The sequence below is a fragment of the Bradyrhizobium lablabi genome, from assembly GCF_018129385.1.
Lineage (GTDB): Bacteria > Pseudomonadota > Alphaproteobacteria > Rhizobiales > Xanthobacteraceae > Bradyrhizobium > Bradyrhizobium lablabi_C.
Map to the genome: position 1 here is coordinate 379,896 of NZ_JAFCLN010000001.1, position 11,615 is coordinate 391,510.

Here is an 11,615-nt window from a genome sequence, read left to right on the forward strand (position 1 = left end):
CGGCCTGAAGCGGGAGAAAGTTTATGGATGCCGGCGCGAACTGTGCGAACGACCACTCCAGGGCTAACGGCGGGTGAATCCCCGTAATTTTTGCGGGACGTGCGGCCGCGAAAAAAAAAGCCCCCGGGAATCCTCCCGGGGCCTTCGATTCGATTGAGCTAAGCCGGCGGCTGTTTGCGCATGATCTTTTCGGAAGACCGCTTCACACTTTTCCGGATCATGCTTTAGACGATGAAATGGCCGGCTGCTGCGTGCGCGGCGTGCTCTGCAAGATAGTCAGGCCCGGCTTCGCCGGGCATGGCCGGGGCTGGAATGGAATGGGAGCGCGCCGACGAACTGACGTTCAGATAGGTGAAGATGCTGTTGTTGGAATAGGTCTGACCATCGAAGGCGATGACACGCAATTCATCGGAAGTGCCGGCCGCTCCGGCCACGAATGTGGTGTTTGCCAGTTGCGCCGCAGTCAATCCGATGACTGTTTGGGACGGCATCGCAACGCCGTTATAGGCAAAGTAGCCGCTGTTGGCCGACGAATTGGCATCGTAGATGTAATAGCTCAGGCTGTCTCCGTCGGCATCCGTGGCGCTGAACAGGTTGGAAACCAGGATGGTCTGGCCGGCGGTCGTGGCGACATTCGCCGACGCTAGCGTGATCACGGGAGCATGATTGGTGCTGGTGCCGGCAACGTTGACGTTCAAATAGGTGAAGATGCTGTCATTGGAATAGGTCTGGCCATCGAAGGCGATGACACGCAATTCATCGGAAGTGCCGGCTGCTCCGGCCACGAATGTGGTGTTTGCCAGTTGCGCCGCACTCAATCCAATGACCGCTTGCGAAGGCATCGCAACGCCGTTGTAGGCGAAGTGACCGCTGCTGGCCGACGAATTGGCATCGTAGATGTAGTAGGTCAGGCTGTCGCCGTCGGAATCCGTGGCGCCGAACAGGCTGGATGCTGCGATCGTCTGTCCGGCGCTGGCTGTCACAGTTGCTGTCGGCAACGTGATGACCGGTGCGTGATTGGGCCCGGCGACGTTGACGTTCAGATAGGTGAAAATGCTGTCGTTCGAGTAGGTCTGGCCGTCGAATGCGATGACACGCAGTTCATCGGAGGTGCCGGCAGCTCCCGCGACAAACGTGGTGTGTGCCAGGTCGGCGGCGCTCAATGCGACAACGGTCTGCGACGGGATCGCAACGCCGTTATAGGCAAAGTGGCCGCTGCTGGCCGACGGATTGGCATCGTAGATGTAGTAGGTCAGGCTGTCGCCGTCGGAATCGGTCGCGCCGAACAGACTGGAAGCGGCGATCGCCTGTCCCGCGCTCGCTGCCATATTGGCTGACGGCAGCGTGACGACCGGCGCGTGATTGACGGCGGGAGTTGCCCCAACCAGGTCGCGGAGGGCAATCGTGATGTTGCCGACAAGGTCGATGGCAAAATCCGCGACGCGGTCGCCATTGGTGTCGCCTTGCAGCGTCGTGACCCCGAGCGCGCTGTTGTAGACATAGTTGAGCGCGCCTGCGGCGCCGTCGAACGCGGCGCTGCCGAGGAAGCGGAACAGGTCCAGCGCTCCCGTGCCGGCGATGGCGTCGATTGCGGAGATATCGATGCGGTCGGTGCCGGCAACGAAGTCGGTGATGCGGTCGTGCTGGTTGCTGGAGGCCGAGCTGTCCCCGAAAGCGAACACAAAACTGTCGGCACCGCCGCCGCCGGTCATGGTGTCGATACCGCTGCCGCCGACCAGGCGGTCGATCCCTGCGCCGCCGGTCAGCGTGTCGGCGCCCGCACCGGCGATCAGGGTACAGCCCAGATCGCTGGCGATCAGCATGTCATTGCCGCTGCCGCCGATCGCCTTCTCGATCGCGGCGTTGAGCGCGATGCCGATATTGTTGACGAGCCCGCCAACCGACGAGAACGCGCTGGCATGCAGGTCGATCCGCTGGGTGCTGGAATAGAGCGAGCAATCGAGCGTGTCACTGCCGCCGTTGTCGTAGATCGTGAATGCCGGCGCCGAAGTGTAGTTGGCGAAGCCGAACACCGCGCCGGCATTGCTGTTGAAGCCGTAGACGGTATCGCCGGTCCGGGTCGTGGTGGCGGCGCCATACATGGCGGCCACCGCGTAGATGTCGGCCATCTGCGGCGTAACGACGTAGCGATAGCTGCTCCCCGAGTAATTCGGCTCGGAGAAATACGACATAATCGAATATTGCCAGGTGTCGTTGGCGAACAGCGCGTTGGTGGAATAGCTCGCGCTGCCATTGTACGGCCCCTGGTGGCCCAGGCCGAGCGCGTGGCCGATCTCGTGGATGTAGGTCTGGTAGGCGTAACTGTCGATGCCGGTCTTGCCGTCGCGCGCACCGCCGTCGGTGGTGACCCAATCGGTGCTGATGTTCACCGTCGCGGACGCCATGGCTCCGGAGCCGTACCAGCTGGCGCTGGTGACCGCCTGCATGGTGCCGTTATGCGTGAACGTGATGTTCGCGCTGCCCGACGTCTCGACGAAATTGACGTTGGCGACGTCGTGCCAGGCAGCCAGCGCCGATCGCGCAAGGAACTGCTCGTCCGCGTTCAGGCCGGTGATGTTGTAGGTGATGGTGCTGGAAAACCAGTGATGCGAGAGCGCGCTGTTGTACGCCCAGAAGCCGTTCACGAGATAGTCGGCGAGCTGGGCAATGCTCGCCACGGGCTTTGCCGCGCTCACGCTGATGCTGCCGCCGCCGTCGCCGGCAGCGAGCGGGAAGATGCCGTCGCCATCATCGACAAAAAGCTGACCAGCGGTGTCCGGCGCGTTGGCGGATGGATCGTCGCATGCCGGCAAACCGGTGCGTCCGGTGCTCAACTGATTCCTGCTGCACAAGCCGCACATGTGACCGCTAAATCTCCGATATCGGGCGCCGGAACCGGCGCGTGAGAATCGGCGCGATTCAGCAGGCCCAATACGAATAGCTTTCCGTTTAGAAAGCTTTACGGCGGATGCTCGAATGCAAGGTGAGCCGCTTCGGCCACCTCGTCAGTTCCTCCCGGGGATGCCCCAAGGTCCTGCTTGCCGCCCTTGCGCCATGACGCAAGAAGGTAAGGCGGCGTCCGAAGCGCCACTACAGGCCACGCAAACCGTGGCGATGGCTTCCGAACGTGGGAATGCCAGCCCGGTGGGGATTTATTAGGAATTTTTTGTGGCTGTTTGGGGCTATTTCCGGCGTCGCTTGGGGCATGGCTAACCAACCATGAAAAGCCCCGTAAATTTGCGGGCCACGAGATCAGAAAAAAGCTCCGGGGCGTTTGTCCCGGAGCTTTGGCCTTCGACAGAATCTGACGAGCGGCGGTTATTCCGGCTTGCCGATATTGACCTTCAGCGTGCCGACGCCGTCGACGCCGCATTCGATCTTGTCGCCGGGCTGCAACTGCGAGACGCCGGCCGGCGTTCCCGTCATGATGATGTCGCCGGCAGCGAGCTTTACCTGTTGCGAGAGCTGCCAGATGATTTCCGGCACGTTCCAGATCAGTTCGGTGAGGTCGCCTTTTTGCGTTTCCTTGCCGTTCACCGTCAGCCAGATCTTGCCCTTGCTGGGGTGGCCGATCTTCGCAGCCGGCTGGATCGCCGAGCAGGGCGCGGAATAGTCGAACGACTTTCCGATCTCCCACGGCCGCTCCTTCTTGCGCGAGGCGAGTTGCAGGTCGCGGCGGGTCAGGTCGATGCCGACCGCATAGCCGTAGACATGATCGAGCGCCTTGTCCGCGGGAATGTTGAGGCCGCCGCTCTTCATCGCGACGATCAGCTCGACCTCGTGATGCAGGTCTTTTGTCAGCGGCGGGTAGGGGATGGTGGCTCCGTCCGGCACCAGCATGTCGGCGTGTTTGGCGAAGAAGAACGGCGGCGCGCGCTCGTCATTTCCCATCTCGCGGATGTGCTCGAGATAGTTGCGCCCGACGCACCAGATGCGGCGGACCGGATAGGCGGCTGACTCGCCGACAACCGGGAGCGAAGCTTGCGGCGGGGCGGCGATGACGAAGGAGCTGGCGTTCATGAAAGGTCTCGGAAGGTGGGTGCGGAAATGCGACGGCAGCTTTACGCGATTGCGCAAGGCCGCGCCAGACCGCCCTGGCGCATATCGCGGGCCTGCGGCGGGGCATCCGACAGTACACGAGGAACTGACCGGACACCGGGGCCGGCCCGCCTTGCAGCCAGCCCGGGACCATGAGAAAATTCGCACGGGATTTCACGGCTGGAGATTGCTGGCCGTGTCGATGGGAACGAAACATGTTGCAGCATCTTTTCGCACCACAGCTTGTGGTGCTCTATGTACTTGTGGGATGTGCCGTCTATGTGCATTTCCGTGGGCGTGAGCGCCTGCGCTTCGCCCGCCAGATCGGCGATCACTCCACCTACCTCGCGCCCTACAACGTCCTGATGTATGCGGGCTCGGCGGTCCCCAATGAGCCCGTGATCCCGGTCGAGCGCTTTCCCGAGCTCGACAAATTGAAGGACAATTGGGAGACCATCCGCGACGAGGCGGCCCGCCTGTTCGACGAGGGCTTTATCCGCGCCGCCGCGAAGAACAACGATTGGGGCTTCTACTCCTTCTTCAAGAGCGGCTGGAAGCGCTTTTACCTCAAATGGTACGACGACTTTCTTCCCTCGGCGCGCCAGCTCTGTCCGAAGACGGTCGAGCTCTTGAACTCGATCCCCACCGTGCACGGCGCCATGTTCGCCATGCTGCCGCCCGGCGGCAAGCTGGGCGCGCATCGCGATCCCTTTGCCGGCTCGCTGCGCTACCACCTTGGCCTCGTCACGCCCAATTCCAACAAGTGCCGCATCCTGGTCGACGGCGTCGAATGCGTCTGGCGCGACGGCGAAGCCTTCATGTTCGACGAGACGTTCATCCACAAGGCCGAGAACACGACTGATGTGAACCGCATCATTCTGTTCTGCGACGTCGAGCGTCCCATGAAATACGGCTTCATGACCGCGATCAACCGTTGGGTCAGCCACCACATCGTCAAGGCCTCCGCCACCCAGAACGTCGAAGGCGAGCATGTCGGCGTGCTCAACAAGGTGTTCGGCAAGCTCTATGAGCTGCACCTCGGCAGCCGCAAGATCAAGGAATGGAACCGGACGGTCTATTACACGCTGAAATACAGCATCGGCGTCCTGATCATCGGCCTGATCGTCGCGTCCGCATTCAGGTAATGCGGACTACGCGGTGGCGCTGATCGGCGCCAGCGTCGCCGTGTCCCGCTGTTGCAGGCGGAAGAACGAGGCGTAGCGGCCGCCGCGGCGCAAGAGGTCGTCGTGCCGTCCCTGCTCGACGATCTCGCCGGCTTCCACCACCATGATGGTGTCCGCATGCATGATCGTATGCAGGCGGTGCGCGATCACGATGGTGGTGCGGTTCCGGCAGAGGTGCTCGATCGCTTCCTGCACCTGCAATTCGGACTCCGAATCCAGCGCCGCGGTCGCTTCATCCAGCAGGATGATCGGCGCATCCTTGATCAGCGCGCGCGCCACCGCGATGCGCTGGCGCTGGCCGCCGGAAAGCTGCGTGCCGTGCTCGCCGACCGGCGTATCGTAGCCGAGCGGAAAGCCCATGATGAAGTCGTGCGCGCAGGCGGCCTTCGCGGCCTCGACGATTTCCGCCTCGGTGGCGCCTTGCCTGCCGAAGGCGATGTTGGCGCGGATGGTGTCGCGGAACAGGTAGACGTCCTGGCCGACATAGGCGGTCTGCTGCCGCAGCGACCGCCGCGACACGCCAGCGATCGACTGGCCGTCGATCAGGACTTCGCCCTGCCTGACCTCGTAGAAGCGCAGCAGCAGCGCGAGCACGGTCGATTTGCCGCCGCCGGAGGGGCCGACCAGCGCCGTGACCTTGCCGGGCTCGGCGATAAAGCTCATGCGGTTCAGCACCGGCTCGTTGTCGCGATAGGCAAAACTGACGTTACGGAATTCGATCCGCGACTCCGAAAGCTTCAGCGCCGGCTTGTCATCGTCTTTCTGTTCGCTCGCGGGGTTGTCGATCACCTCCAGCAGCATTCGCGCGCCGACGAGTTGGCTGTTCAGGTCGATGTTGAGGCGCGCCAGCCGTTTAGCCGGCTCTGTCGCCATCAGAAAGGCCGTCATGAAGGAGAAGAACTGGCCGGGCGTGGCGCCGAGTGCGACCACGCTGTAGCCGCCGTAGAGCAGGCAGCCTGCAACCGCGAAACCGCCGAGCATCTCCATCAGCGGGTTCGAGCGGGTGGCGACGCGCGTCATCTTGTTGGAATTGCGCTCGACGATGGCGATGTTCTCGTCGATGCGCCGCTGCATCGCTTCTTCCAGCGTAAATGCCTTTACAGTGCGGATGCCTTGCAGCGATTCCTGCATCGTCTCCAGGATGTCGGCGGTGCCGGTGAACTGGTTATAGGCGAGGCCCTTGATGCGTTTTACCAGCTTGCGCAGCATCAGCATGGCCGGCGGCACCACCACGAGGCCGATCAGCGACAGGATCGGATCCTGCGTCACCATCACGGCGATCATCGAGATCAGCAGCAACAGGTCGCGCCCGACCGCGTTGACCAGCAACGTCAGCACGTCGGTGATGGATTTTGCACCCGCGGTCAGCCGCGCCAGGAATTCGGAGGAGTGCCGCTCGGAATAGAATCCGATGCTTTCGCTCATCAGCTTTGCGAACAGCCGGCGCTGGTTGTTGGCGAGGATCGCGTTGCTGATCTTCGATAGGATCACGGTGTGGCCGTAGGTCGCCACGCCCTTGATGAACAGCAGGATGACGACGACGCCGGAGAAGATCGCAATGCCGGTGACGTTCCTGTCGACATAGGCCTGGTTGATCACCTGGCCGAGCACATAGGCGGCGCCCGCGGTTGCGCCGGCTGAAATGCCCATCAGCACGAAGGCCCGCAGATAGCTGCGCCAGTGGACGAGCCCCTGTTCGGTGATCAGGCGGCGAATCAGGATCATCGCGCCATAGGGATCGTCGGTAATCTTCCTGGGAGTATTGGCCATCCGCGTTCCATGGACGACGCAGGCGATTGCGCCGCGCGTCAGGGTCGGATGCCTGCTTGCCTGTGAAGCGAAGGTTTTTCAAGCCCAATTAAGGGCTTGCGGGATAACAGATTTCAGGCCGATTCCGCCTGCTGCGCAAGCCCGCCGCGCTCGCGGAACAGCTTTTCTTCCCAGGCCAGCGCATGGGTCGCAATGGTTTCGAGGTCGTCGTATTTCGGCGTCCAGTCGAGCAGGCCGCGGATGCGGCTGGTATCGGCCACCATGGTCATGACGTCGCCGGGCCGGCGCGGCGCATATTGAACCGGGATATTGCGCATTGCGATGCGCTTCACCGTCTCGACTGTTTCCAGCACCGAATAGCCGCGGCCGTAACCGCAATTGAGTGTCACCGAGCTGCCGCCGGCGCGCAGGTAGGACAGCGCAGCGCGATGCGCCTGGGCGAGATCGCTGACATGGATGAAGTCGCGGATGCAGCTCCCGTCCGGCGTCGGGTAGTCGGTGCCGAACACGTCGATCTTGGCGCGCTGGCCGGTGGCGGCCTCGACAGCGATCTTGAGCAGATGCGTGGCGCCGACGGTGGCAAGGCCAATGCGTGCCTCCGGATCGGCGCCGGCGACGTTGAAGTAGCGCAGCACGACATAGTTCATGCCGTGCGCCGAGGCGACATCGTGCAGCATGATCTCGGTCATCAGCTTCGATGCGCCATAGGGCGACAGCGGCCGCGTCGGCGCGGTCTCCGGCACCGGCACCTGGTCGGGATTGCCATAGACGGCCGCGGTCGAGGAGAAGATGAAGCGGTTGACGCCGCCCTTCACGGCGGCCCGGAGCAGGCTCTGCGTCACCATGGTGTTGTTGCGGTAATAGCCGAGCGGATCGCGCATCGATTCCGGCACCACCACCGAGCCGGCGAAATGGATGATGCTCTCGACCTTGTGCTGGCTGATCACGCCCTCGACGAGGTTTTCGTCGCCGGCATCGCCAATGAACAGCGGCACGCCCTCGGGCAGCATCGCGGAAAAGCCGGTGGAGAGATTGTCGATGACGACCACGCTCTCGCCGGCTTCCGCCAGCGCCAGAACCATGTGGCTGCCGATATAGCCGGCGCCCCCGGTGACGAGCACGGTCATGAGCTTTGCCTCTCCTTGTTTTGCGAGGGGCAATGCTAGCCTCGATGCGGTGAAGAGTGGGTTTCGTGCGCCACGAACTGGTCACTATGCTTAATGTTGCGTATAGCAGATGCGCGAAACGGAGCCCGATGTGCCGATCGAAAACAATCCTGCCGCCGATCTGCAACTGATCGTGCCCAATCTGCACCGGCGCTATTCGGGCGTCACCGCCACCAACCGCGCAGTGTCGCCAAGACTGGCAAAGATGTTTCGCGCGGCGTGGCTCGGACCCGACAAGCCGGACGGCATTCCGGAGATGAGCTTTGCCGATCTTCTGAAGCTGTGGCGCCGCGGCGCGCCATTGATCTGGCACGCGCGCCGCAATGACGAGATGATCGCGGGGGTGCTGCTGCGCGCGCTCGGCTGGCCGCTGAAGCTGCTGTTCACCTCGGCCGCACAGCGCCATCACACCTGGCTGACACGCTGGTTGATCCGGCAGATGGATGCCGTCATCGCCACCAGCAGCATCTCGGCATCGTTTCTGAAACGTGAAGCGACCGTCGTGATGCATGGCGTCGATGCTGACGTCTACGCTCCACCTCCCGATCGCGCGGCGGCGTTCGCCGAAGCTGCGCTGCCGGGACGCTACGCCATCGGCTGTTTCGGGCGCGTGCGCGCGCAAAAGGGCAGCGACGTCTTTGTGGAGACCATGTGCCGCCTGCTGCCGCGCTATCCCGATTTCACCGCCGTCATGGTGGGTGCGATCGTGCCGGAGCAGCAAGGTTTTGCGAACGAACTGAAGAAGCGCATCGAGGCTGCCGGCCTGCAATCGCGCATCGTGATTACTGGTGAGCTTCCGATCGAGGAAGTGCAGCGCTGGTATCGGCGGCTGACGATCTTTGCCTTCACATCGCGCAACGAGGGATTTGGGTTGACGCTGATCGAGGCGATGTCATCGGGCGCGGCGCTGGTGGCTTCGCGCGCGGGGGCTGCTGAGCTTGTGGTCGAGGACGGCGTCACCGGCGTGCTGACGCTGCCGGGCGATGTCGATGCGCTGGTCGCCGCGCTGGAGCCGTTGATGCGCGATCCGGCGGCCGCTGCGGCCATGGGCGAGCGGGCGAGGGCGCGTGTGCTGGAAAGATATAGCCTCGATGCCGAAGCGCAGCAGATTGCCGCGGTCTACCGCACGCTGGTCTGAGCCATCACCTCGGCGACGAACGCGTCGAGGTCGCCGCCGGCGAACAGGAAGCCGGGCAGCCCCACCGCCCGGCCGGCTTCGATGTCGCTCGCGCGGTCGCCGATCACAAAGCTGCCGGCATGGCGCACCGGCCAATGCTCCATCAGGTCGTGGATCATGCCGGGTGCGGGCTTGCGCCAGTGATGATCCTCGAGATAGCCCGCGACCGTTCCCTCCGGATGGTGCGGGCAGTACCTGACATCGTCGACGACAGCGCCTTGCGCGGCAAGCTCGGCGCGCATCCAGTCGTGAAGGATGTTGAGCTCGGCCTCGGTGAAAAAACCGCGGGCGACGCCGGACTGGTTGGTGAAGAAGAAAACGAAATAGCCGGCGTCGTTGAGTCGTCGGATCGCCTTCGCCGCATTCGGCATCCAGCGGATGCGCTCGCGCGTGCCCATATAGCCGTCGTCATGATTGACGACGCCGTCGCGGTCGAGAAACGCCGCCGGGCGCTGGACCGCGCCGCTCATGCCATCATCGCCCGTTCGATCGCTTCGCACAGGCCGTGGGCGACGGCGAGATGGATTTGCTGGATCACCGGCGTGTCGTCGCTGGGCGCGATCAGCAGATGATCGCAGTCAGCGCCCATGGTCTGTCCCTTGGTGCCGGTAAAACCGATGGTGACGAGGCCGAGCTCGCGCGCCGTGCGCAGCGCCGCCAGGATGTTCGGCGAGCGGCCGGAGGTGGAGATTGCGAGCAGCACGTCGCCGCGCTGGCCGAGACCCTCGACCTGGCGGGAAAACACCCGCTCAAAACCATAGTCGTTGGTGATCGCCGTCAGCGCAGACGTATCGGTTGTCAGCGCGATCGCGGCATAGCCCGGCCGATCCTGCTTGTAGCGGCCGATGATCTCGGCAGCGATGTGCTGGGCGTCCGCCGCGCTGCCGCCATTGCCGACGATCAGCAGTTTCTTGCCGGCACGCAGCGCTGCGACAATGGTGTCTGCAATCTTTCCTGCCGCGGCCAGCATCGCCGCATCGCTATTCGCGCGCTCAAGCGCGGTGAGCGATTGTTTGAGATGGGCTGCGATCAAGTCCTGGCTCAAGTGACACCGTGTTCTCAGGTCGGTTCTTGGTAGTGACCGCGCCGCGGCTCTGCAAGCGCGGAAAAATAGTTAATGCGCGGCGGGCGCGCCCGCTTCGAGCAGCACGCGCTGCGCCGTTTCGAAGACGTCGAGCGCGGGGATGTCGCGCATGCAACGGTGGTTGTTCATGGTGCAGACCGGACGATGGCAGGGCTGGCACGGCACAATTGTTTTGGTCTGCACAGTGGCGGCAAGGCCGTTCAGTGGTGCCCAATGATAAGGGCTGGTGGGGCCGAAGATGCCGATCGTCGGCGTCCCGATAGCGGCGGCGATGTGCATCAGGCCGGAATCGTTGGAAATCGCCACGCTGGCTGAGGCCATTGCCAGGACGCCATTGCGCAGGTCGGAATTGGTAAGGTCGCGCACGCGCGGACCGCCAGCGGCCACGATTTCCGCGGCCAGCGCTTTTTCACCGGGGCCGCCGACGACCCAGACGTCGAACCCACGCGCGGCGAACATCTGCGCGGCTTCCGGAAAATAGGTCCAGCGCTTGGAGGCTCCGGCCGACCCCGGCCCCAATGCAATCGCAGGTCCCGTGCCGAGTCCGTTGGCTTGCCGCCATCGGGCGGTTTCCTCGGCAGACACCCTGAGCTGCGGTACGGGCCATTCCGGCTGCGGCAGTGCCGCACCTTCGGGCAACGCCAGGGCGGCGTTCTTGTCGATGAAGCGGGGGAAGGTTTTCTCGTGCCAGCGCATCCGATTTATCAGCCCGAACCGGGCCTCGCCGAAGAAACCGACCCGCTCCGGGATACCGGCCAGCGCAGGGGCAATGGCGGCCTTCCAGGTGCGCGGCAGCACCAGGGCGGTGCCATAGCCCCGGCCTTTCAAATCGGCCGCCAGGGCCCGCTGTTTGGCCACCGCCAGCCGGCTTCGGGGCAGGTCCATGACGATCTTGGCGCGTACCCCCGGCATGTAGTCGACAAGGGGAGCGCACAGCGGTGTCGCCAGCAGATCCACCGGGCGATTTGGCCAACGCTCGTTCAACACCCGCACGACCGTGTGCCCGCGCACGAAGTCACCGATCCACATATAGGGAACGATGAGGATCGGGCGGATATCGGTCGGATCCGGATTGATTGAATTAATGTTCATTTCTTCCGAGCGTGTGCGGTCTCGACCCTGCGCGAGGGGAAATTTCTACTGTGCATGGGGTTGATCCTCATGTTTTCGATTCGGACCCCCGCGACAGGCCGTCC

At 63.4% G+C, this 11,615-nt stretch carries 9 protein-coding genes; 2 read left to right on the forward strand and 7 right to left on the reverse strand.

What is annotated here, in order from left to right; all coding sequences use genetic code 11:
* Positions 1 to 224 precede the first annotated feature (224 nt).
* Both JQ628_RS01790 and JQ628_RS01795 read right to left on the reverse strand, forming a co-directional pair.
* Positions 225 to 2,834: a M10 family metallopeptidase gene (locus JQ628_RS01790; protein WP_212218242.1), complete on the reverse strand. Its 2,610-nt coding sequence runs from the start codon at positions 2,832 to 2,834 to the stop codon at positions 225 to 227.
* A 484-nt stretch (positions 2,835 to 3,318) separates the two neighbouring features.
* Positions 3,319 to 4,020, reverse strand: coding sequence for a fumarylacetoacetate hydrolase family protein (locus JQ628_RS01795; RefSeq protein ID WP_212218245.1), 702 nt, complete (start codon positions 4,018 to 4,020; stop codon positions 3,319 to 3,321).
* A gap of 233 nt (positions 4,021 to 4,253) precedes the next feature.
* Here JQ628_RS01795 and JQ628_RS01800 point away from each other — a divergent pair, with 233 nt between their 5' ends.
* Positions 4,254 to 5,183 carry an aspartyl/asparaginyl beta-hydroxylase domain-containing protein gene (locus JQ628_RS01800; protein ID WP_212218248.1) on the forward strand — a complete coding sequence of 310 codons (930 nt, stop codon included), beginning with the start codon at positions 4,254 to 4,256 and terminating at the stop codon, positions 5,181 to 5,183.
* A 6-nt stretch (positions 5,184 to 5,189) separates the two neighbouring features.
* Here the strand turns inward: JQ628_RS01800 and JQ628_RS01805 are convergent, their stop codons facing one another.
* Both JQ628_RS01805 and galE read right to left on the reverse strand, forming a co-directional pair.
* Entirely contained in the window at positions 5,190 to 6,992 is a 1,803-nt protein-coding gene (locus JQ628_RS01805; RefSeq protein WP_212218251.1) for an ABC transporter ATP-binding protein, read from the reverse strand.
* A 113-nt stretch (positions 6,993 to 7,105) separates the two neighbouring features.
* On the reverse strand, positions 7,106 to 8,119 hold the full coding sequence (galE, locus tag JQ628_RS01810; RefSeq protein WP_212218254.1) for a UDP-glucose 4-epimerase GalE: 1,014 nt from the start codon (positions 8,117 to 8,119) through the stop codon (positions 7,106 to 7,108).
* Between the two features lie 130 nt (positions 8,120 to 8,249).
* Between galE and JQ628_RS01815 the strand changes: the two genes are divergently transcribed.
* A complete protein-coding gene (locus tag JQ628_RS01815; RefSeq protein WP_433996093.1) occupies positions 8,250 to 9,296 on the forward strand; it encodes a glycosyltransferase family 4 protein in 1,047 nt (348 codons plus the stop codon).
* On the opposite strand, the gene JQ628_RS01820 is transcribed toward JQ628_RS01815, so the two are convergent.
* The 3 genes from JQ628_RS01820 to waaF all read right to left on the reverse strand — a co-directional run bounded on the left by JQ628_RS01820 (position 9,278) and on the right by waaF (position 11,511).
* Positions 9,278 to 9,805, reverse strand: a complete 528-nt coding sequence (locus JQ628_RS01820) for an HAD family hydrolase (RefSeq protein ID WP_212218257.1) — start codon at positions 9,803 to 9,805, stop codon at positions 9,278 to 9,280. The two genes, JQ628_RS01815 and JQ628_RS01820, sit on opposite strands and share 19 nt — an antisense overlap.
* The gene (locus JQ628_RS01825) at positions 9,802 to 10,380 is read right to left on the reverse strand and encodes a D-sedoheptulose 7-phosphate isomerase (RefSeq protein ID WP_249127403.1); all 579 of its coding nucleotides are present in this window, start codon (positions 10,378 to 10,380) and stop codon (positions 9,802 to 9,804) included. The genes JQ628_RS01820 and JQ628_RS01825 overlap by 4 nt, the downstream gene beginning before the upstream one ends.
* 69 nt (positions 10,381 to 10,449) lie before the next feature.
* Positions 10,450 to 11,511 (reverse strand): lipopolysaccharide heptosyltransferase II, encoded by a 1,062-nt coding sequence (gene waaF / locus JQ628_RS01830; RefSeq protein ID WP_212218260.1) that lies wholly within the window; start codon positions 11,509 to 11,511, stop codon positions 10,450 to 10,452.
* Between the last annotated feature and the right edge of the window lie 104 nt (positions 11,512 to 11,615).